Origin of the sequence: Halostella sp. PRR32 (assembly GCF_034808085.1) — an archaeon.
GTDB classification, from domain to species: domain Archaea; phylum Halobacteriota; class Halobacteria; order Halobacteriales; family Natronoarchaeaceae; genus Halostella; species Halostella pelagica.
The window spans coordinates 24,839-50,383 of the sequence record NZ_JAXHGL010000005.1 but is presented as its reverse complement, the minus strand read 5'-3'; the positions used below and the strand labels follow the sequence as shown (position 1 = coordinate 50,383).

18 protein-coding genes and 1 pseudogene are annotated in these 25,545 nt (G+C 62.3%); 6 read left to right on the top strand and 13 right to left on the bottom strand.

Annotation, left to right across the window (positions count from 1 at the left end):
• Positions 1 to 543, bottom strand: a complete 543-nt coding sequence (msrA, locus tag SM753_RS15835) for a peptide-methionine (S)-S-oxide reductase MsrA (RefSeq protein ID WP_323192343.1) — start codon at positions 541 to 543, stop codon at positions 1 to 3.
• Positions 544 to 730: 187 nt separating this feature from the next.
• On the opposite strand from msrA, the gene SM753_RS15830 reads away from it, so the two are divergent.
• Both SM753_RS15830 and SM753_RS15825 read left to right on the top strand, forming a co-directional pair.
• Positions 731 to 1,633, top strand: a complete 903-nt coding sequence (locus tag SM753_RS15830) for a mechanosensitive ion channel family protein (RefSeq protein WP_369335369.1) — start codon at positions 731 to 733, stop codon at positions 1,631 to 1,633.
• A gap of 110 nt (positions 1,634 to 1,743) precedes the next feature.
• Positions 1,744 to 2,409 (top strand): O-methyltransferase, encoded by a 666-nt coding sequence (locus SM753_RS15825; RefSeq protein WP_323192341.1) that lies wholly within the window; start codon positions 1,744 to 1,746, stop codon positions 2,407 to 2,409.
• 75 nt (positions 2,410 to 2,484) lie between these two features.
• Here SM753_RS15825 and SM753_RS15820 read toward each other — a convergent pair whose 3' ends face one another.
• From SM753_RS15820 to SM753_RS15810, 3 genes are all read right to left on the bottom strand, one after another.
• Complete coding sequence (locus tag SM753_RS15820; protein WP_323192340.1) at positions 2,485 to 4,752, bottom strand: methyl-accepting chemotaxis protein; 2,268 nt, start codon at positions 4,750 to 4,752, stop codon at positions 2,485 to 2,487.
• Positions 4,753 to 4,926: 174 nt separating this feature from the next.
• Positions 4,927 to 6,018, bottom strand: coding sequence for an aminopeptidase (locus SM753_RS15815; protein WP_323192339.1), 1,092 nt, complete (start codon positions 6,016 to 6,018; stop codon positions 4,927 to 4,929).
• Positions 6,019 to 6,376: 358 nt separating this feature from the next.
• Positions 6,377 to 6,568, bottom strand: coding sequence for a DUF5786 family protein (locus SM753_RS15810; protein ID WP_135535475.1), 192 nt, complete (start codon positions 6,566 to 6,568; stop codon positions 6,377 to 6,379).
• A 180-nt stretch (positions 6,569 to 6,748) separates the two neighbouring features.
• On the opposite strand from SM753_RS15810, the gene SM753_RS15805 reads away from it, so the two are divergent.
• Both SM753_RS15805 and SM753_RS15800 read left to right on the top strand, forming a co-directional pair.
• Entirely contained in the window at positions 6,749 to 7,942 is a 1,194-nt protein-coding gene (locus SM753_RS15805) for an acyl-CoA dehydrogenase (RefSeq protein WP_323192338.1), read from the top strand.
• Positions 7,943 to 8,101: 159 nt separating this feature from the next.
• Positions 8,102 to 10,129: a PAS domain S-box protein gene (locus SM753_RS15800; protein WP_323192337.1), complete on the top strand. Its 2,028-nt coding sequence runs from the start codon at positions 8,102 to 8,104 to the stop codon at positions 10,127 to 10,129.
• 56 nt (positions 10,130 to 10,185) lie between these two features.
• Here the strand turns inward: SM753_RS15800 and SM753_RS15795 are convergent, their stop codons facing one another.
• From SM753_RS15795 to SM753_RS15770, 6 genes and pseudogenes are all read right to left on the bottom strand, one after another.
• Positions 10,186 to 10,758 (bottom strand): HalX domain-containing protein, encoded by a 573-nt coding sequence (locus SM753_RS15795; RefSeq protein WP_135535478.1) that lies wholly within the window; start codon positions 10,756 to 10,758, stop codon positions 10,186 to 10,188.
• A 230-nt stretch (positions 10,759 to 10,988) separates the two neighbouring features.
• Positions 10,989 to 11,504, bottom strand: coding sequence for a hypothetical protein (locus SM753_RS15790; RefSeq protein ID WP_323192336.1), 516 nt, complete (start codon positions 11,502 to 11,504; stop codon positions 10,989 to 10,991).
• 57 nt (positions 11,505 to 11,561) lie between these two features.
• Positions 11,562 to 12,299, bottom strand: a complete 738-nt coding sequence (locus tag SM753_RS15785) for a DICT sensory domain-containing protein (RefSeq protein ID WP_323192335.1) — start codon at positions 12,297 to 12,299, stop codon at positions 11,562 to 11,564.
• Between the two features lie 101 nt (positions 12,300 to 12,400).
• On the bottom strand, positions 12,401 to 13,117 hold the full coding sequence (locus SM753_RS15780) for a hypothetical protein (RefSeq protein ID WP_369335368.1): 717 nt from the start codon (positions 13,115 to 13,117) through the stop codon (positions 12,401 to 12,403).
• A gap of 94 nt (positions 13,118 to 13,211) precedes the next feature.
• Positions 13,212 to 13,646, bottom strand: a pseudogene (locus SM753_RS15775) (EamA family transporter); the annotation flags it as partial.
• A gap of 153 nt (positions 13,647 to 13,799) precedes the next feature.
• Positions 13,800 to 15,767, bottom strand: coding sequence for a 3-hydroxyacyl-CoA dehydrogenase NAD-binding domain-containing protein (locus SM753_RS15770; RefSeq protein WP_323192332.1), 1,968 nt, complete (start codon positions 15,765 to 15,767; stop codon positions 13,800 to 13,802).
• Between the two features lie 115 nt (positions 15,768 to 15,882).
• On the opposite strand from SM753_RS15770, the gene SM753_RS15765 reads away from it, so the two are divergent.
• Positions 15,883 to 17,037 carry an acyl-CoA dehydrogenase family protein gene (locus SM753_RS15765; RefSeq protein ID WP_135535482.1) on the top strand — a complete coding sequence of 385 codons (1,155 nt, stop codon included), beginning with the start codon at positions 15,883 to 15,885 and terminating at the stop codon, positions 17,035 to 17,037.
• A gap of 265 nt (positions 17,038 to 17,302) precedes the next feature.
• Entirely contained in the window at positions 17,303 to 17,905 is a 603-nt protein-coding gene (locus SM753_RS15760) for a DNA-3-methyladenine glycosylase (protein WP_138797287.1), read from the top strand.
• 55 nt (positions 17,906 to 17,960) lie between these two features.
• Here SM753_RS15760 and SM753_RS15755 read toward each other — a convergent pair whose 3' ends face one another.
• The 3 genes from SM753_RS15755 to SM753_RS15745 form a co-directional block, all read right to left on the bottom strand.
• Positions 17,961 to 18,524 carry a hypothetical protein gene (locus tag SM753_RS15755; RefSeq protein WP_323192331.1) on the bottom strand — a complete coding sequence of 188 codons (564 nt, stop codon included), beginning with the start codon at positions 18,522 to 18,524 and terminating at the stop codon, positions 17,961 to 17,963.
• 244 nt (positions 18,525 to 18,768) lie between these two features.
• Complete coding sequence (locus tag SM753_RS15750) at positions 18,769 to 21,393, bottom strand: hypothetical protein (protein WP_323192330.1); 2,625 nt, start codon at positions 21,391 to 21,393, stop codon at positions 18,769 to 18,771.
• A gap of 257 nt (positions 21,394 to 21,650) precedes the next feature.
• Positions 21,651 to 25,148, bottom strand: a complete 3,498-nt coding sequence (locus SM753_RS15745; protein WP_323192329.1) for a hypothetical protein — start codon at positions 25,146 to 25,148, stop codon at positions 21,651 to 21,653.
• Positions 25,149 to 25,545 lie beyond the last annotated feature (397 nt).

Genomic DNA, 25,545 nt, shown 5'->3' with positions numbered 1-25,545 from the left:
TTACGGTTCGGCCTCCACCTTGTCGCCGAACTTCTCTCGGACTTTCTTCACCTTCGGTTCGGCGTAGTAGCCGCAGTAGCGGTCGTTCGGGTTCTTGTCGTAGTAGTCCTGGTGTTTCTCCTCGGCCTCGTAGAACGTGTCGAGCGCTTCGACCTCGGTGACGATGTCGTCGTCGTACGCGCCTTCCTCCTCGAGTTCGACGAGGAACCGCTCCACCTGCTCACGCTGTTCGTCGTCGTGGGCGAGAACGATAGAGCGGTACTGCGTCCCTACGTCCGGTCCCTGCTTGTTCAGTTGCGTCGGGTCGTGGATGGTGAAAAACACCTCCAGCAGGTCCGGATACGTGATGTCGTCGGTGTCGTACTCGACCTGTACGACCTCCGCGTGACCGGTGTCTCCGCTGCACACCTGACGGTAGGTCGGGTCCGTAACGTCGCCGCCGGCGTACCCCGACGTGACCGATTCGACGCCGTCGAGTTCCTTGAACGCGGCCTCGACGCACCAGAAGCAACCGCCGCCGAACGTTGCGCGCTTAGTCGTCATACGCGTCAGTAGGGGGTCCCGAGACATTCTTCTGTCGGTCGCGGACTGGTAACGGTCTGTCCGCCGAGGTGTCCCGGCTCGAACCGTCGGCAGGCGGGGCGGAACGGTTTTGTGTCGTCCGGGTCATTCCGAAGCAGTGACCCGTCGCCTCGGATACCTGTCTCTCGGAGCGGCTCTCGTCGTCGCTATCCTGAGCGTCGCCGCCCGGACCGCCGCAGTGGAATGGCCGGGGATCGTCGGCATTCCGACGACTCTCGTCGTCGTAAAACTGCTGACCGCCGCGGCCGTCGCCCTCGGCGCCCACGGTCTGTATCTCGTCGTCGTCGACACCGTCGAACGTCGGTCCCGGAGCAAGCGCCGCCTACACGACCTTCGGAACGTCCTCCGATTAGCGTTCGGTGCAGCGGCGCTGGTCGGCGTGTTCGGCGCGCTGACGGAGCAGTGGCTCGGTGTGCTGTTCTCGCTCGGGGTCGTCGGCTTCGCGGTGACGTTCGCGCTTCAGCAGCCGCTGTTCTCGCTGCTCGGCTGGGTGTACATCCTCGTGAAGCGCCCCTATCAGGTGGGGGACCGCGTGCGCATCGAGAGCGCAAAGGGCGACGTCATCGACGTGGACTTCCTCGTCACGACGCTGTGGGAGATAAACGGCGAACTCGTCTCCTCGAACCAACCGTCGGGACGCATCGTGACGGTACCGAACAGCGTCGTTCTCTCCTCGGAGGTGTTCAACTACTCCTGGGACGAGTTCCCCTTCGTCTGGAACGAGATATCGATCCAGGTGGCCTACGAGACCGACCTCGCGTTCGCTCGGAGCGAGATGGTCGACGTTGCCGACGAACTCCTCGGCGACGAGATGCGGCGGAACGTCGAACGGTACCGCGAGGTACTCGCCGAGACGGCCGTCGAGATGGAGGTTCAGGACCGGCCGACCGTCAACGTCGTTCAGGGGGAATCGTGGGTCGAACTCCGCTTACGATATCTGACTCATCCGCGCCGCGGCCAGCGCGTGAAAAACGAGCTGTACGAGCGCATCCTCGAACGGTTTAACGACCATCCCGACCGAGTTGCGTTCCCCGTTAGCCGGAACCGCTGACGGTGGTGACGCGGTGAGCGAACCGAAACGACGTAATTCGCTGTCCCGGCCCCGATTCGTGGAATGCCGAGAACCCAACGGTTACGGAGATGACCGTGCCACTGTAGGTCATGGACATTCTCTCTGAGAAGGCGGCTCGGTTCGTCCGCGCCGCCGCGCCCGAACCCGACGAAGTACAGGCGGAGATGGCCGCATACGCCGAGGAACACGGGTTTCCCACTGTGGGTCACGAGGTCGGTGCGACACTGCGTCTCCTCGCGCGGATGGCCGACGCCCGCAGGGTGTTCGAGTTCGGTTCCGGCTACGGCTACTCCGCGTACTGGTTCGCCGAGGCGCTCCCCGAGGACGGGGAGATAGTCCTCACCGAACACGACGAGGACGAACTCGATATGGCGCGGGAGAACATGTCCCGGGGCGGGTTCGACGACCTGGCGAAATACGAAGGCGGCGACGCGCTCGACGCGATAGAACGCTACGACGGCCCCTTCGACGTGGTGCTGATCGACCACCAGAAACACCGCTACCGAGAGGCGTTCGAGGCGGTCCGAGCAAAAGTCCCGCCCGGCGGGGTGATCGTCGCCGACAACGCGATGAAAGCCGGCATCATCCAGACGGAGAAACTGCTCGCGCTCCTCGAAGGCGACGACCCCGACGACGTGAACGAAAACACGCGAGGGATCGCGGAGTACCTCCATCGAGTCCGACGGGACGACGATTTCGAAACGGTCGTGTTTCCGCTGGGCGAGGGGATAGCCGTGAGTTATCGGACTGCCTGACGCCGTCAGATACCTGTTTCAGTTAGTTCGTGGGATCTCTCCGCGACTCGTTCAACGAGTACGCCCTCGGTACGACTACCGCGATGCCGATAACTCGGGCGTGGCCTGCACGTCGTCCGGGTCGACCTCGGTGTCGAACCGGTCGAGCGCCGTCCGGAGCCGGTCCGCCTGCGAAGCGAGGTCCGACGCGCTGTTCGCAACTTCCCCGAGCGTCGATGTCTGTTCCTCGGCCGCCGCGGCGACCGTCTCCGCCTCCGCGCTCGTCGATTCGCTGACCGCGGCGGCGTCCCCGACCATCGAAACGACCTCTTCGGTCGATGCCGCCTGCTGGTTCGTCACCGTCCGGATCTCCTGAACGCCGCGGTTCGTTTCCTCGGCGTAGTCCGCGATAGACGAGAGGGCGTCCGTCACGTCTCGTACCGTCTCGGCGCTGTCCGTGACGGCCTCGCTCGCCTCACGAACTTCCGTCGCCGTGTCTTCCGTCTGGTCGCGGACCGTCTCGATACGGTCCTCTATCTCCGTCGCTGCCGCCTTCGTGTCGTCGGCGAGCGACCGGACCTCTTCCGCGACGACGTTGAATTCCTCGCCGTCACCGTGTTCGTTACGGGCCGCCTCAACGCTCGCGTTCAGCGCGACCAGGTCCGTCTGCTCGGCCAGTTCGGCGATCAGTTCGACCACGTCCTCTATCTCCTCTATCTCCTCTCGGAGTTCGTCCATGGCGTCCACGGCGTTCCGGGAGGTGCGAGTGACCGCATCGATCTCCTCGATAGCGTTCTCGGCGTCCCCCCGGCCTTCGCGCCCGGTCGCCGCCGTCTCCGACGCGACCGTCGCGACGTCGTCCGCGGACGCAGCCACCTGCTGAACGGAGGCGGCGAGGTCGTCCATCTCGGCGGAGACGGAGCGGAACTGCTCGTTCTGCCGGTCCGCGCCCTCCGAGATCGATTGGATGGAGTCGGCCACCTGCTCCGAGGCGCGCTGTACGTCGTCCGCGCTCGCAGTCACCTGTTCGCTCGACGCTGCCACCGCGTCCGCGAACTCTTTCGCGTGGGCGACAGTCGTCTCTAACTGGTTCAGCATCTGGTTGTACTCGTGTGCGATCGCGGCCATCGCCTCGCTTTCCTCGTCCGGCGTCATTCGGCGTGAGAGGTCGCCCTCCGCGCAGGCACGCATCACGCCGCCGTACTCGTCCGCGGTCGATTCGAGGTGATCGGCGAACGCATCGGATTCCCGGCGGCGGCGGTCCGCCTCTTCGCGCGCGTCCTCCGCCTCGCGGATCTGTTCGCGCAGCGAATCGCGCATACTGTCGAACGACCCGTACAGTCGCCCGAACTCGTCGGTCCTGTCCGTTTCCACGCTTGCATCCAGATTTCCGCGTTCGAGTTCGGTCGCCGTCTCTGAAAGCCCCCGGACGGCGGCGACCGTGTTGCGGCCGACCGTTAGTCCGATAGCGAGCGCGCCGCCGGCGGCGAGAAGTACCATCGCCAGAACGCCCCGCGAAACGACGGTCTGGAGCGCGTACGCCTCCGAGGTGGGCGTCCGTGCGGAGAGTGTCCAGCCGTTCTGTCCGACTGCCTCGTACCCGACGGCCTGTTCGGTTCCGGTCCGGTCAGTCCCCGTCACGAACCCGCTAGAGGGGGTCTCACCGCTCGGGTCGATATCCGACTCGGTGAGCAACAGCGACGAGTTCCGTGCCATCATGACGACCCCTGACTCGTTCGTCACGACGGGATCACTGCCGCCCCGGCTCTGGAGCATCGACCGCGAAAACCGTTCGACGTCGACCACGGTGACGATGACGCGTTTCCCGTCCGCAGGTACCGAGGCGACGAACAGGAACACCGGCGATGTTCCGTCGCTCGGGCGGAACACCTGCGACTGGGAGACGCCGGAACTCCTCGACGCTACTGCCCGTACGCGGTCCCGGACCGCCGGACGCAATCGTCCGTCGGCTTCGACCGCGCCGGTTCCCGTCCCTTCGAGAACGCCCCCCGTCGTCACGTTGACGTGATAGGACCCCTGTACGTTCCTGTCACTCTCGACCGTGCTAGCGAGCCGCGTCGATATTTCGTCGTCGTCGTCCGTCCGAAACGCACGGGAGTTCGCCTGGGCGGACTGCTGAACGCGCGTCTTGCGAAGCCACTGTCCGACTTGGTTCGCTTCGACGCTCGCTACCGTCTCCAGTCGTTGCTCGGTGTCGTCTTCGAGAACGGTGCCGGTGTGCGCGTAGACGACGCCGCCCGCGACCCCGATGACGATAATCACGGCGGCGAGCGCGATACCGAACTTCGCCGCGTAGCTGTTCCGAATACGGGACGGGACGAGTCGTCTGAGCCCTCCGGTCATCGTTTGCAGCCGGGCGTTCCATGATATGTTGATTTTATAATATTTATACGTGCGACGCAGTACCGCTCGGGAGGGAACTATTTGGCACTGTTTGTCACAATGGGCCGATCTCGGATAGACGAACGCCTCAGCGCCCGTTTTTCGCTCGCAAAAACTGGACCTGATGCCGCTACCTCACCCCTCGAACCCGTCTTCGAACCTGAACGTCCCGTCACGCTGGATAACTTCGCCGTCGATTTCGATGTAGGAGTCCTCGCTCATATCGACGATCATGTCCTCGTGGACGACGCTCTGGTTCCGCTCGCGATCCTCCGGAACGTTCTCCTCGTAGGCCCGGCCGATCGCCATGTGGACGGTGTCGCCCATCTTCTCGTCGAACAGCATGTTGTAGGTGAACCGGTCGATGTCGCGGTTCATCCCGATGCCGAGTTCACCGATGCGACGCGCGCCCTCGTCCGTTTCCAGCAGGGTAGTCAGGAGGTCCTCGTTCTTGCCGGCGCTGTGTTCGACTACCTCACCCCCCTCGAACGTGAGGCGGACATCGTCGACTTCGCGGCCCTGTACCATCACGGGCATATCGAAGAGGACTGTCCCCTCGACGCTGTCGGGAACCGGCGCGGTGAACACCTCTCCCGCCGGCATGTTCACGTCGCCCCAGTCGTTCTCCGCGATCATCCCGTCGACGTTCATCGAGATGTCCGTCTCGTCGCCGCTGACGATCCGGACCTCACTGGCCGGGTCGAGGATCTCGACGAGTTGTTCCTGGTGTTCGCGCTGGGCGTCCCAGTCCTTGTTGACGGCGCTCCAGACGAAGTCCTCGTACGCCTCGGTGCTCATCTCGGCGTCCTGCGCGTTCGCCGGTGCGGGGTACTGGGTCGCGACCCAGCGGTTCTCCATGAACTTCTCCATGACCGCTTCGTTCGCTTTGCGACGAGCGGCGTTCTTGCCGGGGTCGACGTCGCTTTTCTCGAACGTGTTCGTCGCCCCGCGCACGCCGATGAACGCGTCCGCGGCCTCCGACATCGCCATACCGACCGCCGACTCCTGAAAGTCGTCCTCGTCGGCGGCGCGCATGTACGCCCTCGTCGCCCGGGAAGTGACGCCCCGTCCAGTCGGGATAGCGCCGCGTTCCCCTATTTTCTCGTACAGTGCAACAGTGAGGTCGTCGGCCACGGACGGTGCCGAGACGACCACTTCGTCTCCTTCCGAGATATCGACGCAGGTATCGACCAGTACCTCTGCGTGTTCCCGAACGCGTGGGTCCATATCGCACGGTACGGAGAAATTCGTGATATTCGTTTCGAATCGAAACCCCACACTGGGAGACGTGCTGCGGTCGACAGAGGTTCCGGAAACCGCGGGAGCGGGCGCAGAACTGTCAAGCGATCGCCGTTGGGGAGACGCGAATTCAACGGCTCATCGTCGCCCGTCAGCTCTGTCCGTCGGACCGAGGTTTGTGCGCTCCTCGACGATTCGAGTTGAAGGAAGAAAACGTCCCGTAACGGCCCCGAGTACACCGGACACGACCCCGTTCCCGTCTCCGGCCGATGCGAACTGTCCGCGGATCACTTTCCGGGTGGCCGGGCCAGACCGCCCGATATCCGCACGGCTACGACAGCGTTCGCTACTCCTCCGCGTCTTCTTCTTCGTTTTCCTTGATGGTCTGGAGCTGGTCGATCAGTTCCTCGCTGTCTGCGTCCTCGATAGACACTTCCCCCTGATGGTCGTGTTCGTGTACGTTGACGCTCTCGCCCTCGTCGTCCTCGTCGACTGTCTGTTCTTGTTGTTCGGACTCGTCGTAGCTACCAAAACCCATATCTGATCGTAGGAGCGGCGAACAGTAAAGTCCCCCGACTCAGATCACCGATTGGACGGCTCGCCGCAGAAGTGCTGACCGTTCACCCGAGGATGGCGGGAACTTACAACGCAGAAACAATTTCTACAACCGCGTTAGCCGTTTACGTGGTTATATGCCCGAGCAGTCCCTGTATCGTTCATGGAACTGCTCGACGAGAGTATCGTCCCGGAACACGCCCGGGACGTGAAACTGGACGCACGAGAGTTCGCAGACGCACATATCAGGCCGAACGCGGAGGAGTACTTCAGTAGCGGCGAGTACCCGTGGGAGATACTCGAAGCGGGACAGGAGGCCGGACTCGTCGCCCAGGACATCGGCGAGGAGTACGGCGGGCGAGGGCTGAGTCTGATCGAGATCCTCGCGGTCGCGGAGGAGTTCTTCCGCGCCGACGCCGGCATCGCGCTGACGCTGCAACTGGCGAGTTTCGGCGCGGAGATCGTCGAGGAGTACGGGAGCGAGGAGCAAAAAGAGGAGTACCTCCGTCCTGTCGCCGAGTGCGAACAGATCACGGGGCTGGCCGTCTCCGAACCGGAAACCGGAAGCGACCTCGCAGGGATGACGACCCGCGCGGACAAACGCGGGGCGGAAGCCACGGAAGGGAGCGGTGCAGCCGCGGAGAAAGACGGGGACGAGTACGTCCTGAACGGCGAGAAGTACTGGATAGGAAACGCGGTCGAGGCGGACTGGCTGACGGTGTACGCCCGGACCGGCGATGACGAGGAGAACCGCTACGGGAACCACTCGCTGTTTATCGTCCCGACGGACGCCGAGGGCTACCACGCCGAGCACATCCCGGAGAAGATGGGAATGCGCGCCTCGAAGCAGGGCCACGTCGTCTTCGACGACTGCCGGATCCCCGAGGAGAACCTGATCGGTCACGAGGGGACCGGGTTCATGATACTCGCCGAGTTCTTCAATCACGGTCGCGTCGTCGTCGCGGGACACGGACTCGGTCTCGCGGCGGCCGCGATCGAGGAGGCCTGGGAGTTCACCCACGGACGGGAGGCGTTCGGTCGGGACGTGAGCGACTTTCAGGCCGTCCAGCACGGCCTCGCGGAGATGCGGATGGACTTCGAATCGTCCCGGGCACTGACCTACCGCGCCGCCGAGAAGGTCACGGAAGGGGACGACGCCGGGCTGTGGGCGGCCATGGCGAAGACGACGGCCACGGAGACGGCGGTCGACTGCGCCGAACAAGGGATGCAGTTCCACGGCGGCCGCTCGGTTCTGACCGACCGGCGGATCGCACGCGTCTATCGCGACGTTCGCATACCAGTCATCTACGAGGGGGCCAACGAGATACAGCGAAACCTCGTGTACAACCAGTCGTAAGCCGCCACTCCCCGCGCTCGGTCCGGCTATCGTCGCCGGGTTGACGGACAACAAACGTTATTACACCGTGTTCGCTAACACCTGTGAAAGCAGGTATTGTCACGCTTCATAGGTCTCAGCCGCTTAGATGCGTGACGTGGCAGCCACAACTTATCAGATATGAACGAATCGAATCGGGTTCTCTGCGTCTGCGATAGCGCGTCGCTCCGAGAGCAACTCGCAGCGCCGCTCGAACGGGCGTATCCGCAAGTAGCAGTTCACACAGCGGCCGGATTCGATGCGGCGATCGATTACATCGAACGGGGCAACGTCGACTGCGTCGTGAGCGACCACGAAACGCTCGCCCGTTCCCCGGCGATCATGCAGGCGATCCGGGAACGATATCCGGACCTGACGCTGCTGACTGTTTCGGAGTACGATGCCGACGGGGGATCCGGCACGGCCATCGCGGAGGTCGTCGATTTCGTCGACGAGATGAACGACCCCGGGTCGGACGAGGCGTTCGCCGGGCGGGTCGCTACCTCCGTCGCCCGGGACCCGTCCGACGCTGCGCCGCCGGGGGGACCTCGACCGGAAGATATCGTTCGGGACGTAAAACAGGGACTCGTCGACGCGTCGTCGCCGATGGAGATCCAGCAGGCGGTCTGCGACCAGTTGACGCTCGGCGGCCGGTACACGTTCGCCTGGATCGGCGAGTACGACACGGGAGAACAGCAGGTTGTTCCCTGGGTAACGGGGTCAGCGGTCGACGACTGGCCAGTGTCCGAGACGTTCAGTGTCGGCACGGGAACGCCGGAGACCCTCGTCGAACGCGTCCTGCGTAAACGCCGAACCGAAGTGGTCCAGGACCTCCCGGCGTACTCTGGAACGGTCCCGTGGAAGGAAGCGGCCGTCGACCGCGGCTGCACCGCGACCGCCCTCGCACCGCTTGCGATCGAGGACGAACTGTACGGCGTACTCGGTGTGTACACCGACGCCCGGGACGGGTTCGACGAGATGGAGCGCTCCGCGTTCGAGGAGATGGCGGAGGACGTCTCGAACGTCCTCCACGCCATGGCGCTCCAGGGTCGGATCGAGCAACAGGACCGGGCGCTCCGCCGATACGAGCGACTCGTCGAAACCGTCGGCGACGGGATGTACGCCCTGGACGACGAGGGCCATTTCATGACCGTCAACAACGGGTTGCTCGAAATGACCGGCTACTCACGGGAGGGGTTACTCGGCGAACACATCTCCATCGTCATGGACGACGAGGCCGTCGAAGCTGGCCGTTCGGAGATCCGCGCACTGCTTGCCGCCGACGATGACAACACGTCAGTGGAGATGGACCTGTACACGAAAGACGGCCGCGTGATCCCCAGCGAGAACCAGATCGCCTTACTCGAAGACGAGGGCGAGTTCCACGGGACCGTCGGCGTCGTGCGGGACATCACCGAACGGAAACGGCGGGAACGGGAACTCGAGCGCCAGAACGAACGTCTGGAAGCGTTCGCCGAGATCGTCAGCCACGACCTCCGGAATCCGCTGTCGGTCGCGCAGGGGTATCTCGACCTCGCCGTCGAGACGGACGAGACGGACCAGTTGGACCACGTCGTCGGCGCTCTCGACCGGATGGAAGACATCATCGGCGACGTGCTCGCGTTAGCACGTCACGGCCAGACTGTCACGGAAACCGAACCGACCGACCTGACCGCGACGGTCGAGGAAGCGTGGGGGAACGTCAGCACGGACGGGGCGTCGCTGTCCGTGGACGACCTCGGAACTGCGGCCGCTGACCGGTCGCGGGTGCTACGCATGCTCGAAAACCTGTTTCGGAACGCCGTCGAACACGGCTCTCCGAAAACCGGTCCGTCCTCCGATGGAGACGAGGATCACGACGAGGCGGCCCTCACGGTGCGAGCAGGCTTGCTTATGGGTGATAGGCAGACCGAACAGGCCGCTGGATCACCGGACGGCACACAGCCCGTCGGCTTCTTCATCGCCGACGACGGGACGGGCATCCCCGAAAACATCCGGGAGAACGCGTTCGAGTCCTCGTTTACGACATCTGAGGACGGTCTCGGCCTCGGACTGTGGGTCGTCCGCGAGGTCGCGAGCGCTCACGGATGGACTGTGACAGCGCGAGAGAGCGAGAGTGGTGGCGCGCGGTTCGAGTTCTCGGGCGTCGAGTTCCCCGAAACGGAGTAGCCCACGGACGGTCACACGGACCGTCGCACGCGGTCGGTGGAGAGATGACCCGACAGCTATCCGTCCGGGAGGTCCTCGAACGCCCCCACGAAATCGTCGTGGTTCGAGAGGCCGGACATGGTGTCGTCGACCTGGGAGTCGAGTTCGTCGACCCGGTCACAGAGTTCCTGATACTCCTCGTTTTCCGCAAGGTCCCGTTCGGACTTTTCGGACTCCAGTAGGGCCTTTTTCGAGGTGAGAGAGTAGTACTCCTGGATCTCTTCAGCGTAGGTCGAACGGGTCAACATCTTCTCCGCGATGGCGACGAGGTCGTCTTTCGAGACGGGTTTGACGAGGTAGTCGTCGAACCCCATCTCGATGATATCGAAGTCCGGATCTACGGCGGTCACCATGATGACGCGACAGTCGTAGCCCCGATCCCTGATCTCTTCGAGTACTTCGTCGCCCGAAAGGCCGGGCATACGCCTGTCGAGGAAAACGAGTTCGACAGAGTCCGTCAGCAGGTCGAGCGCGGATTCGCCGTCGTTGGCTGTATCGACGGTCCACTCGCTGCGAAGCCACGTTGCAAACAGGTCGGCAAGGCGCGATTCGTCGTCTACGACGAGTACTTCGAGAGAGTCATCGGACATGGTTGAGTCGGACCCCGAATCGATTTCTCGGGCGTATTTCGGTTAGTCCCGAGTCAGTTTCTCGGTTAGTAGTTCAAATGGAATAGGGGTTGATAAATGTCGCGGCCATCGTCGCGAGTATCACCGGAAGATCATAACTCTGCCTCCGTCCCCTCCTCGGATACCGGGACCGATTCAGTTCTGATACTTTCGGACGTTGACGGGCGAAAGACGGTCAGTCGAGCGGCCGCTCACTCTCCCGTGACGAAACGTCGGATATCGTCGACGGCATCGCCGTGGTCCCAGTACGCATCGTCCGGGACCGCGTCGAACCAGCCCATCTCCAACTCGTCCCACGGACCGAAACTCGGGTCGCCAGCGATGGGGGACCCCTCGACCGTCCGCGCGCGGAGGATTACATCGTAGCTCGTCGTTTCCCTGGTCTCGTCGCCGTTCAAACAGTGAATCGTCTGCCCGACTCGCTCCACCCGGTCGATACCGACATCGACACCGGTCAGTTCCTCGCCGACGTGTCGACCGGCGTCTACCCAGTCTTCGTCCGTACCGACCGGTCCGTACGGCAGCCTCCACCCGTGCGGGCTGTTCATCAGCAGTACTTCGGCCGCCTCGTTCGTGATGCCGACCGCGACCATACCCTGGATAGACGCGAAGTACTCGAACCCGTCTCGTTCGTCGACGCTCCGCTCCTCGCGGAACGCAACGTCCGCCCGCTCGCGGAGAGAACCGGGATCTGAAAGCGAATCCATTACGCTCGACAAACAAGTGTATGTCTTTATACCTTCTGCGAGAAACGACGTGCGACGCTACGACGAACCGCCGCCGCCGTACCGCGTCGTCAGGTGGTCCAGAATGCGGTCGACGACGGCCGGGTCGTACGTCCAGAAGCCGTAGAACGCCCCTTCTTCGCGTTCCTCGGCCAAGAGCGCACACTTCTGTTCGTCCTCGCCCGCGCCGTCGAAGACGACGAACCAGGACCGTTCGATCTCTTCAGTCTTCTCCAGATAGACGGTGACACCCGGCAACGTTGGCGGCCTGCGGTCGGGCGTCGCGTAAGCGTGAACGTCAAGCGGACGTTCGGCGAGGTCGCGGTAGACGTTAGCCGTGCCGTCGAGGGTAGAGACGTTCTGGAATCCGGCGTGGAGACACCCGGCGCCGACGCGCCAGGCGCGGTCCTCTATCTCCCGGGAGGCTGCGAGCATCTGCTCGGGAGAGTACGACGCGAAGGTCGTTTCCTCCAGAAACCGCAACACGTCGGCGTGCGCGGCGTCGTCGATTCCGAGTCCTCCGTCCCCGGGATGCGTCTCGTCCATCAGGTCGCGTAACACGTCGGTCGATGTCGACGTGAGATAGGCGTCGCCCTGGCTCAGCACTGCGATCCCCTCCGGTCGGCCCGACTCTGTCGTCTCGGAGCGGACCTCGACGTTCTGGGTGTCGAAGTACTCCTCGAGGTCGCGATAGAGGGTATCGTCGGGTCCGGGGTTGAAGACGGTCAGCGTCTTCCGGCGGTTCTCAACGTCCGTGATTACGTCCCCCAGGCTCATTCGATCGTCGGGTGATTTCGAGGCCAGCGAGAAGTAATTGGCGGCGTTGTCAGGCCGGTAAAAGCATCGCGCAACCGCGGGTCCAGTTCTCCTTCCGCCGCTCAGAACCCGCCCCACCGAAGGTACACCATCGCGGCGACGACGGCCAACTGGAACGCTCCCTGGACGCCGCTCAGTTTCGCGTTGCGCATCCCGATACGACTGATCACGTCCGGGTCGGGGTCGTTCGATATCATCTCGCGATAGAGGCGGACTTCCCCGGGAAGCAACACGCCGAACCCGAGAACGCTGAGGACGGTCACGATGGCGAGTGAGACGACGATGACGGGCCGTGTCCACGCGAAGTCGGGCATCGTCGCGGCGAGATAGGCGGCGCTGACAACGGCGGCGACACCGAACGCCACCAGCCACCGCCAGTCGCGGAACGCGTCGAACTGCCAGCCGATCAGGAGAAGTGCGGGGAGGAGACTCGCGGCAGTAAAGAGCGCGAGCCAGGGGTCGGCGTGCGGGAAGTACCCGAGTTCCCCCGCGAGCGTGATACCGCCGACGATGGTCACGAGAGCGAGCGACGGCATCAGGAACGTCATCTTCGGCGTGAACCGCTCGAAGACGTTCGCCCGTTCCTCGACGGCCAGTCCCCCGAGCACCGGGCCGAGGACGAGCGCCATGAACAGGTCGATACCCGTCCAGAGAACGCCCGCCATCACGTGTGCGTAGGTGTGCAGTTGGACTGATGCGAACAGCACTGTGTACGCGAGTACTCCGACGGGGACCGCGACTGCGCCGACTGCGAACGCCGGGTTCGCGCGTGCGCCCATTCCCTGAATCGTACCTCGAATCGTCGCTGTCATATCAACTGGAGTGGCCATCGATCACAAAAATAGTGTTGGAATAGCAACACGATTCTTGGAGTCACCGTCGGGCCGTCGTCACCGCGTAGATACCGACGGACATGACCGTGCCGCCGACGAGATAGCCCGCGCCGAGCGCTTCCCCGAGGACGGCCGCACCCAGCACCGCGCCGACAGCGGGTTGCGCGAAGAAGAACACGGCGACGGTCCCCGCGTCCGCGAACTCCAGTCCCTTGTACCATAGATACCACGCCGCGGCGGTACTGAGAAGGCCGAGATAGAGGACCGCTCCGACCACGTCGACGGAGAGCGGTATCCCTCTCATGGACGCGTCCGTCAGCGCCACCTCGACGGGGACGAGAACTGCGACGACGGGCACCGAAAACAGCGTCGAGTACGTCGCCGTCTCCAGCGCGGAGTACGTCCGGACGAGGCGCTTGCCGCCGACTGTGTACGCCGCCCAGCCGAGACCTGCGACCAGCAACAGTGCGACGCCCCAGAATCGCTCGTCGGTCACGGCCGTCACTCCGCGGTAATAGGTGAAAAAGTGGAGAAAGCGGCGTGTCCTAACGGCTTCGTCTACTTCTCTTCGAAGTTCGGTTCAGCGTCTGCGACGACGAACCGCGACTCCGTCACGCGTTCGCTTCGCTCACTTGCCCTCGAAGTTCGGTTCGTCGTCGCCCATAAACGCGGTGATACCCTCTATCACGTCGTCGGTGGACGCCAGCTGACCGAACGCTTGATTCTCGTACTCCAGACCGGCTGTCGTGTCGTCCCGGCCGGCAAGCATCGCGCGTTTGGTGTACCGGTGAGCGATGGGCGGGCCGGCGGCCAGATCCGCAGCGAGATCGTAGGCGTGCTCGTCCAGTTCGTCATTCGCAACGACCTCGTTGACGAAGCCGTAGTCGGCCAACGTCTCGGGGTCGTAGCGGTCCGCGGTGAAGATGATCTCCTTGGCTCGGCCCTCGCCGACGATCTTCGGCAGGCGTTGCGTTCCGCCCCATCCCGGGATCAGTCCGAGGTCGTGTTCGGGCTGACCCAGTTCCGAGCGCTCGCTGGCGACGCGCAGGTCCGCACAGGCCGCCAGCTCCATGCCGCCGCCGAGGCAGTAGCCGTCGATACCGGCGACGACCGGCATATCGCACGACTCCAGCTTTCCGAACGTCTGCTGGCCGGTGCGGGACAGTTCCGTCACTTCGAGGGGGCTCGCACCGCTTGCCATGCTCTGGACGTCAGCGCCCGCGGAGAAGGCCTTGTCGCCCGCCCCGCTGAGCAGAATGGAGCGCACCTCGTCGTCGGCTTCGAGTTCGTCGATAGCCGCCGAGAGGTCGTCAAGCAGGTCGTCGCTGATGGTGTTCATCCGGTGCGGCCGGTCGAGGGTCAAACGGGCGACCATATCGTCGGTCTTCTCGATGGAAACCGTCTCGAAATCGAGCGTGTCGCCGCCCTCGTCACCGCCGCGGAACCCGCCGGATTCGGCGGCTTCGCGGAGGTACTCCGCCGGTTCGTACCGCGCCGCGCCGGTTTCGTCGTGGGCAGTTTCGAGCGTCTCAAGCAGTTCGTCGAGACCGACCTGGTCGGCCATCTTCGCCGGGCCCTCGGGGAAGCCGGCACCGAGCATCACGGCTTCGTCTATCGCGTCCGGGTCGGCGACGTCGTCGCCGACGAGGTGGGCGACCTCGTTCGCCATGACGGCCTGCAGACGGCGCTCTATCGTCTCGTTTCCGGCACCCGTCGGGATGTCGGCACCGCCGTTCTCGTAGTCGTAGAATCCTTTGCCGGTCTTCTTGCCGAGTTCCTCGTTCTCGACTTTCTCCTCCAACAGCGGGCAGGGCTCGTAGGCGTCGCCGAGAACCTCGTGCATGTAGTCGAGAACGTGATAGCTCACGTCGTTTCCGACCTGGTCGCCGAGTTCGAACGAGCCCATCGGCAGACCCATATCGTACTTCGTGGTGCTGTCGACTTCCTCGATGGTCGCTTCATCCTCGTGGACCAGCCAGCAGGCCTCGTTCATCAGCGGGACGAGGATGCGGTTGACGATGAAGCCCGGGCTGTCCTTGCGGACGCGGACGGGCGTCTTGCCGAAGTCCTCAGCCAGCGCTTCGGTAAGTTCGAGCGTCTCGTCGTCGGTGTGAGCGCCGGAGATGACCTCGACGAGTTGCATCCGAACGGGCGGGTTGAAAAAGTGCATACCGCAGAACCGTTCCGCTCGGTCGGTGACCTCGGATAGGTCTGTGATAGAGAGACTCGACGTGTTCGTGGCGAACACAGCGCGGTCGGGCGCGTGTTCCTCGACCTCGTTGTAGACGTCTTGCTTTATCTCCATCTTTTCGGGGACGGCCTCGATAACGAAATCGACATCGCCGACGGCCTCCTCCACGTCGACCAGCGGCGTCACGCGGTCTAACGCGGCCTCCGCCTCGTCCTCCCCGATCTGTTCGTTCTCGGCGAGTTTGTTCAGGCTCCACTCTATCTGCTCGTAGCCGTCCTGTACGAACTCCTCTTTGATGTCCCGCAGGTTCACGTCGTAGCCCGCCAGCGCGGCTACTTCGGCTATCCCGTGGCCCATGTTTCCGGCACCAAGAACTGCGATAGTGTTGATATCGTCCATCTCCATGAGCGTACACTCACCTGCAATCGGTTTCAACGTTTCCCTCACCAGCACTATAAACACTGTTTGAGTTTACATCGGGTTACAAAGGTCTTTATTATTGTGCATGGAAGTCTATGACATGGACTTCGAACTGACCGACGAACAGCGGGCTATCCGCGACGAAGTACGACGGTTCGCCGAAAACGAGGTGGCTGCGGTCGCCACGGAACACGACGAAGCGGAGAAATTCCCGCATGAGGTCGTCAAGAAGGCGGCGGAGATGGGATTGACCGGTGCGAACATTCCGATCGAGTACGGCGGCGCGGGCTACTCGCCGCTGGAGACGGCACTCATCATCGAGGAACTGTTCGCAGTCGACCCGGGTATCGGCCTTTCGATCACGAGCGCCTCGTTCGGCGCGGACGCGATCAAGGAGTTCGGAACGGACGACCAGAAAGAGCGGTTCCTCGAACCCGTCGCGACGGGCGAGTCGATCATGGGTGCCGCGATCAGCGAACCCGACGTCGGGAGCGACGTTTCGTCGGTCTCGACGAGCGCCGAGAAAGACGGCGACGAGTGGGTGATCAACGGCAACAAGATGTGGATCACGAACGGGAGCGTCGGCGATTACTTCGTCGTCCTCTGTCAGACTGACCCCGAGGCCGACGACCGGTACTCCGGGTTCTCCCAGATCGTGGTCGAATCCGACCGCGACGGGTTCGAGGCGGACAAGATCACCGGGAAACTCGGCATTCGGGCCAGCGACACCGCCGAACTGATCTTCGACGACGTGCGCGTGCCCGAGGAGAATCTCGTGGGAACTCGCGGTGCGGGGTTCCTCCAGTTGATGCAGTTCTTCGACGAGACGCGCACCATGGTCGCCGCCCAGGGCGTCGGCATCGCCAAGGGTGCCTGCGAGCGCGCCCTTGACTACGCCGAAGAGCGCGAACAGTTCGACCGACCGATCTCGGAGTTCCAGGCGATCCAGCACAAACTCGCCGACATGCACACCCGGACCGAGGCGGCCCGCCTCCTCACGTACAAGTCCGCCTGGAGCATCGATAATGCGGACGACCAACTTACCGCCTTGGCCTCGATGGCCAAGGAGTTCGCCTCGCGCGTCGCGGTCGACGTGGCCGACGAAGCCGTCCAGATCCACGGCGGGGCCGGCTACGTGAACGACTTCGACGTCGAACGCCTCTACCGCGACGCGAAGATCACCCAGATCTACGAGGGCACGACGGAGATACAGAAAAACATCATCGCGCGAGAACTGCTCGGCAAAGGCTACTAAACTACCGTTTGCCGCCGTTCGAAAGGACAGTTCACGCTCTTTCGGAACCCGCAAGAGCATCGCTCCTGCGGACTCGGGTGACGGTTCGCGTCTTCCGATGGACCGCTCGGTTCGTCGCGTCTCCTCACCGCTTCCTGCCCGGAACGCATATTTCCGTTCGATAGCTACGGGACGACGTGACCGAGATCCACGGGAGCGATGACCGGACGGCCGACGCGCCCGTCCCGAACGGTTCGTATGACAACGACACACCAGAGCCCGAACGATGACGATAGACGACGAAGTGAGAGAGAGACTCCGGAACGACCCCGTAATGGCGGAACTGCTCGACGAACACGACCCGTATTCCGAACGGGACTGGGAGGAGTTCGAGCGACTCGTCGTCGCCATCATCAACCAACAACTCTCTACGGCCAGTGCCACCGCTGTCCGGGAACGGGTTTTTGACCTCCTCGAGTACGAGATCACTCCCGAAACGGTGTTGAACGCGGACGTAGACGCGCTCCGTGATGCCGGACTCAGCGGCACGAAAGTAGAGTACATCAGAAACACCGCCGTGGCGTTCGAGGAACACGACTACTCTCGGGACGCCATGCGAGAGTACTCTGACGAGGAGGTGGTCGAACGACTCACGGAGATCACGGGTATCGGAGCGTGGACTGCGCGAATGTACCTGCTGTTCGTATTAGAACGGGGAGACGTGCTTCCGCTCGGCGATCTAGCCGTTCGGCGGGGGATCGAACAACTGTACGGAGACGGTAGCGGAGAGATGTCGCGAGCCGAGATGCGCGAGATAGCGGAGCGATGGCGTCCCTATCGGAGCCACGCAGTCCGATACATCTGGGCCGAGTACGAGGCCGAGAAGTGATTTCTCACCCGGTGAGCAACCCACGTACGTGCCAGTGCGTTCGTAGGCTACTTCGTCACCTGTCGATCTCGACGACGTAATCCGGACCTTTGTTTTCGAACGCCCGTTTCCAGGATCGGTAATCGTAGAACTGCAAGAGGGCCAAGATCAGGAAGACGGTGATGATGATAGAGCCCCAGGTGAAAACTGCGAGCGCGGACACTACCTTCAACCCGCCCAGTAGTAGAATGACCGCGTTGAGAATACCCAGCGCGAAAAACAGCTTAGAGAAAGACCGACAGTCGTGATCGTGCGTTGCGACTTTGAGGGAGATCTGCTCCCCCACATCAGTGAGCGAAAGCGTTCGGTTCTCTCGGTTATACGAGAGGATACCTAACTCTACCAGCCTGGGTAGATGTCGTTGATAGAGGGAGCTATACACGGACTTCCGATGTGAGGTCTTGCTTTCGGGGACTTCACCGTTGTTCTCCCAGGCTGTTATCTTGTCGACTACGTCGTCCAGCGACGCGCTCCCGTCGTTCTTTTTGACGTAGAAAAGGGTGTATCTACGGCGAGAGTTCCTCAGTTCCTTTTTCACACGATCCATTGAAACATCCATATCCTCAAGTTCGGCCCCCATAATTGCTAACGTGAAAGACCAATGGATTATAAGAGAGGTATCGTTGCGTGAGTTTCAGCAAAGAATAAGATAATTTCGGTCCTGTTCGGCGACGTAACCGAATACTTTACTCGCCTTTCTCCCTCCGCAAACAAAGAGTCTGTGCCGGGAGACTCCGGAATAATCGCCTCCAGCCCGGATAATTCATTTCAAACAGCTAGTATCCGGTTGCTTCCGAAAAAGAGAGGACGAGGAACTGTTCCCGCTAATCCTGAGTCTGGCTGGTACTGACCGAAGACGACTGCTCCTGTTCCTGCTCGTTGTCGTCTCCGCTGGTCTGTTGGTTCTGGTCCTGATCTATCTGCGCGTTGCTCGACTGGCTCTGGTCCTCGTCACCGTCGGCGTCCTGTTCTTGCTCCTGGTCTATCTCGGCGGTCTGTTCGGCAGTCTGCTCGTTGTTGTCTCCGTTCTGAACGACCTGATCCTGATCCTGGTTCGTCTCGGCGGTCTGTTCGGACTCCTGGTTGTTCAGCGCGCCGTCAGCGTCCTGTTCGGAGTTCTGGTCAATGTCGCTGGTCTGGTCGGCGGTCTGGTCGTTGTCGTCCCCGTTCACGACGTTCTGGTCCTGGTTGGCGTCCTGTCCGGCGGTCTGGTCGCTCTCCTGGTTGTTCAGTACGCCGTCGCTGTCTTGGTTGCTGTTCTGGTTGGAGTCCAGGTCGCTATCAGCGTCCTGGTCGTTGCCGTCGCCGTCGGAGACTCCTTGGTTCTGTCCGGTGGTCTGGGTGCTGTCTTGGTCGTTGTCCTGGTTGTTCAGTACGCCGTCGCTGTCTTGTTCGCTATTCTGATCCGCTTTCTGAGTGGCGTCGTTGCTCTGACTGTTATCGTCGCCGTCGGAGACGCCTTGACTCTGGCCGCTGCTCTGATCGACGCTCTGGTCGTTGTCCTGGTTGTTCAGTTCGCCGTCGCTGTCTTGGTCGCTGTTTTGATTACCGTGCTGGTCGACTTCGTTGCTCTGGCTGTTGTCGTCGCCGTCAGCGACACCTTGACCCTGGTCGTTGTACTGCTCGCTGTCTTGATCGCTTTCCTGATTGTTCAGTGCGCCGTCGGTGTCCTGGTCGTTGGTCTGGTCGTTGGTCTGTTTGGCGTCGTTGCTCTGACTGTTGTCGTCGCCGTCTGCGACACCTTGACCCTGGTTACTGTTCTGACCGTTATTCTGGTGGTTCTCCTGGTTGTTCAGTCCGCCGTTGCTTTCTTGGTCGCTGTTCTGGTCGTTGTGCTGTTTGGCGTCGTTGCTCTGGCTGTTGTCGTCGCCGTCAGCGATACCTTGACCCTGGCTGTTGCTCTGGTCGTTGTCCTGTTTGCTTTCCTGATCGTCTAGCACACTGTCGCTGTCTTGTTCGTTGTTCTGGTCGTTGTGCTGTTTGGCGTCGTTGCTCTGGCTGTTGTCGTCGCCGTTCGTGACTCCTTGACCCTGGCCGCTGCCCTGGTTGCTGTGCTGTTTGCTGTGCTGATCGTTAGCGATTCCTCCGCTGTCCTGGTCGCTGCCCTGCTCTGAGTCCTGATCGGCGTCGTTGCTCTGGCTGTTATCGTCGCCGTTCGTGACTCCTTGACCCTGGCCGCTACCCTGGTTGCTGTCCTGGTAGCTGTCCTGCTCGTTGCTGACGCCGGCAGTGTCTTGTTCGATGTCCTGGTTGGCGTCCTGTTCATTCGCAGCGTCCTGGTCGTTGTCGTCTCCGTCGGTAACTCCCTGACTCTGACCGCTGGCCTGCTCGGCGATCTCGTCGCTGTCCTGCAGGTTGGAATCGCCGCCAGCCTGCTGATCGCTTTCCTGGTCGATGTCTTGCTCGCTATCGGCGTCCTGGTCGTTGTCGTCGCCGTTATCGACGTTCTGAGCCTGGCTGCCGCTCTGTGCACCGGTCTGGCCGGACGACTGCTCGTTGTCGTCACCGAAGAGGACCAGCTGTGCCTGCTGTTGCTCGATGTCGTTGTCGTTCTGTTCGGCGGTCTGGTCGTTGCCGTCGCCGTCAGCGCTCTGGGACTGGCTGAGCGACTGGCTCGCGCTCTGGCCGGCACTCTGGTCGTTGTCGTCGCCGAAGACGACTAACTGGACCTGCTGTTGGTCGACATCGTTGTTGTTCTGTTCGGCGGTCTGGTCGTTGTCGTCGCCGCTTGCGCTCTGTGACTGGCCGAAGATCTGTTCAGCGTCCTGCGTAGCGTCCTGGTCGTTGTTGTTGCCGAAGATGACCAGCTGGACCTGTTGTTGGTTGATATCGTTGTTGTTCTGCTCGGCGGTCTGGTCGTTGTCGTCGCCGCTTGCGCTCTGGTCCTGCTGGAGGACCTGAACGCCGCTCTGACCGGCATCCTGGTCGTTGTTATTGCCGCCGATCGCTAGCTGGACCTGGAACTGGCCGACCTCGTTGTTGTTCTGCTCGGCGCTCTGGTCGTTGTCGTCACCGGCCGCTGCCTGAGATTGCTCTAGAGCCTGAGCAGCCCCCTGATCAGATAGCTGTTCATTGCCCGTACCGAGGACGACGTACTGGACCTGATCTTCCGAAACGCTACCGCTTTGACTGGCGCTCTGGTCGTTATCGTCGCCGCTCGCGCCCTGGTCCTGCGTGTAGAAGACGAGAGCGCCCTGACCGCTGATCTGCTCGTTATCGTCGCCCTGGATGACCCACTGTTCCTGGCTCTGTTGGTAGTAGAGCGTTTGCGATTCCTCCTGACAGTTGTCGTCTCCGCTAGAACCCTGGGTTTGCATCAGGTCGCCGTCGACGTTGGCAGATTGTTGTTGGTCGTTATCGACGCCCTGAGCGTTCTGATCCGCCGTCTGCGACCCGTCGACTATCTGTACTGTCTCTTGACAATCGTCCTGTGCACTGTTCGCAGCCACGACGCCCGTGCCCGATAGCAACATTCCCGCTCCGACTAAAACGGCGAATAGGGCTGCTACGAGACGATATGCTGGTATTCTCTCTCTCATATTTGATCAGTTGGTGGTAGACTCCACCGAGAACAACGTTCAGAGAATCTCACTTTGTTATGAGTTTTAAATATACGTACAACAATCGTTACTAAGAAAACCAACAGGCGTTACCTGGGTTGGTAACGGTCGTCACCGCAAATTAAGCGGTCGTTTTGGACGGGGCTCTATGCCGGGACCTCCTTCACCCGCTTCGTCACGGTTAGTACGTCCGTGGACCCGAGACTGCTCGGGTTAACGGCGGTGCTAGGGGTCGTTTCGTTACCGTCGCCCGAAGCGTTGTGTGTCCTCTCGTCCGACGTAGTATCGAGAGATTCGGACGTGTTCGGCGAGTCCCCTGTGCCGTCCTCCGCTGGGGTACGGTCGTCTGACTGATTCTTCGGTTCAGTCGTCGTCTCTACGTGTTCATCCGCTTCCGACACGTTTTCGCTACTCGTTTCGGTTTCGGCAGAACCGTTGTCCGGTTCCGAACCGCTCGCCACTGGCTGTTCAGTTTCCACGCTCTCGTTTCCGACGGTCGAGGCCACCGACCCGTTCTCGTTATCGGACGGGTCGGAATCGGTTGACCCATTCTCGCCACCTTCGCCGGACGTAGTTGACTCGTTTTCCGTCGGTTCAGCAGTATCAGTCCGGTCCGTCTCGGCCGTCGTATTCGTCGCGTTCCCAGCCGATTCAGTCCTGTCTGTCATCTCGGTCTGGTTCTGCTCCGCGTCCTGGTCGACAGCGACTGACTCGTCCTGTCCCTGCTCGCTGTCGTTACCTGTCTGTGTCTGGTTCTGCGTCTGACCGACGTCGACCGTTCCGTTTTGTGACTGCGAACTCTCGTTTACCGTCTGGTTCTGCTGCTGTGACTGTTCGGCTGAGACGTTCTGGGTCTGGTTCTGGGTCTGTTTGCCCTCGGTTCCGTTCTGCTGTTCGCGCTGCGTTCCGTTCACTGACTGTTCCTGGCGCTGCCGCTGGTCGTCGCTCTGAGCCTGTTCCTGCTCCTGGGAAACACCGATGGACTGATTTTGGCCCTGTCGCGTCGTCTCGTTCGTCGCGTTCTGACGCTGTTGTTGTCGCTGTTCCGTCTCTATCTCTTCGGTCTGCGATTGGTTTTGTGCGCGCTCGGTCTGGACCTGTTGCTGTTCCTGACTCGCGTTCGCCGACTGCTGTTGGGTCTGGGACTGACCGCCTTCCTCCTGTACTTGCTCTTGGCCCTGGTAAACGACGCTCACTCGCTGGTACTGCTGTTGTCGTTGCTCGACGCCGGTCCCCTGGTTCTGGGACTGGTTCTGGTCGACCTGGATCGACTGGGACTGCTGTTGTCGGTGCGCGCCGTCCGCGGCGGGCTGGATCTGTGCGCCGAAGAACGTCACTTCGAACACCTGTACCTGCGTCTGGTTCTGACTGCTTCCCGTCTGGTTCTGGCCCTGCTGTTGCGTGCCCGTCGACGTCTGGATCTGGGTCTGCTCACCGTTCTCGCCGGATCCCTGTTGCTGGCTCTGGCTGGCGAACGTGATCAGTAAAAACTGCCGCTGCGCCTGGCGGTTATCGACACCGTCACCCTGTCGTTGACACTGCTGTTGCTCGACGTTGACGCTTTGTACGTTCGCCTGAACGCTTCCGTTCCCGCTGATCTGCTGTCCGTCCTGCGCGAGCGAGACGGATTGGTCCTGGGTCTGGTGCTGGTCGCCGCCGCTTTGGCTCTGGCACTGCGTCTGCGTAACGGTGACCGCTTGTCCCTGCGTCTGTCCGCGGTCAGAGGCCTCCTCGTCTCCGTCACCGGGTGTTTCCCCACCGTCTCCTGGAGAGTCATCTCCGTTTCCAGGAGAGTCGTCACCGTCACCGGGCGTCTCGTCACCGTCGCCGGGAGTTTCACCTCCGCCGTCACCGGGCGAATCATCGCCGTCACCTGGAGTCTCATCACCGCCGCCGGGAGTTTCACCTCCGCCGTCACCGGGCGACCCATCGCCATCTCCGGACGTTTCATCCTCGGTGTCGTCGGTCTCGTCGTCAGAGCGGCTACCGTCCGCCGGCGGGGAGTCGTCATCGGCCTCGCCGTCACCGTGGGGGTCCTGCTCGCCAGTGGAGTCTCCCGACCCGGTTCCGCCGTCCTGCGTCCCGCGTCTCCCGTCGCGGGTCGTCTCGGACGCGTCCGTATCGGTAGATTCGCCGGCGTCCGTCTGCTGTCGGTCCGCGTCACGCGTCTCCGTGTCACAGCCGCCCTCGAAGAGTACGGCCGCCTGTCTCGGGGAGTCGGCTATCCCGGGCGACCCGACAACTACGTCGTCGGCACTATCGCCCGACACGTTCCCGACCGCCAGGCCCGTCCCGGTCATGTTCGCGTTCTCCCCGCCGGCGATCTTCGCGACTTCGAACCCACCCGCGTACGACCGCCCGTACAGGAGGTACGCGACACCAGACGACCCGTCGGCTACTTCGTGGTTCGGAGCGCCGACCAGCACATCGGCTAATCCGTCACAGTCGACGTCTCCGCCGCCGGCGACTGACTGTCCGAGGCGGTCGCCTCGGACCTCCCCGTGGATCGTCGCAGCCGCCACCTCTGCGAGCGGTGTCTCTCCGTCTCCCACGTCGCCACCGTGGACGACGTAGGCGGCACCGGCGTCGTCCCCGTGCCGGTCGTGACCCGGCGCACCGACGAGGATATCAGAGCTACCGTCCCCATCGACGTCCCCGGCGTCCGTGACTGCCGTCCCCGCCTCAGCTCTCGGTTGCGGACCTTCGAGTGTGGCGGTGGCGTCCGCGAGCGAGCGTTCGCCCGAAACCGTTGCTTCGACGACGTGGACGGCACCTGCCTCCGATCCGCCGCCGTCGTGCCCGGGAGCGCCGACCAGTATGCCCTCGGAACCGTTATCGCCGCTGTCGGTAGCCCAGGCAACCGCTTCACCGGATCGGTCGCCCGACGACTCCCCGACTAACCTCGAATCGGCGTTCTCGGCCGTCAGCGTACCGTTGATCGTGTTCCGCGCGACGATGACCGCTGCCCCGCGCCGATTCCGGTCATCGCCCGGAGCCCCGACCGCGATGCTCGATACGGCGGGGTCGTCGACAGAACGAACGTCGACGGAGGTCCCTAACCGGTCGTGGGAATCGCCGACGATCTTCGTCTCGTTCGGTCCGAGGGCGTACCGCCCGTTCGGTGAATCGCTGGCGTCGATCACGTACGCTGCGCCCGCTTCCGCTCCGCGCGTTTCGTCGCCGGGCGCTCCGATCACGATATCCGCTTGTCCGTTTCCGTTCACGTCGCCACTGTCGACGGCTCTGCCGACCTCACTCCCCGGTTCGGTACCGACGAAAACCGCGTCAGCGTCTTCGAGAGTAACGTTCGAGGCCTCGACCGGTCCGTAGAAGAGATACACCGCCCCTCCGTCCTGCCGAGTCGGTGCCCCGACCAGTAGATCTGCGACACCGTCACCGTCGACATCGCCGGCCGTCGATACGGACCAGCCCGCTCGGTCGTCCGATTCCGACGACACGAACTCGGTGTCCGCCGAAGAGCCGTTCACCAGCCCCTTCGGGGGTGAGTTGTCAGCGGCAGTAGCACCGGCCCGGTCAGCTTCAGTCGCATTCGAGTAATCATCCGTTTCGTTCATCCCTGTTGCCGCTCCGACGCCCGCCGCGGTCGCACTGACAACGACGGCTGCGACCACGAGGAGTGTCAAGAGAGAACGACATCTCTCTTGCCACTTCTCTCCTGCAGAGGAACTTACCCTCCAATATCGTGTCATACCACTCGTCAGAACACGTAGCGGGATATTGTAATTCAGCAGTGAAACCGGACGTAACGTGCGTTACCACCGCTTCTGGCTTTTATTCCCGTTTTACCGCCCTGATACCAGCGTCCGCAAGACTACTGACCTCCGGTAACAGCGTATTACCGGGCCTTGCCCGCTCTCTCGGAGATAGAGCAGAGAACTGACTTCTCAGAAACTCGCCGTAGACGGTGAACCGATAACGGTACTGAAATCATAACGGTCACCGCTCGGACCTGTACGGATCATCGGTCGGAACTCCGGGAGGTCGATGGATATTCGCCGGAGTGAAAGTAGGGCGATTGCC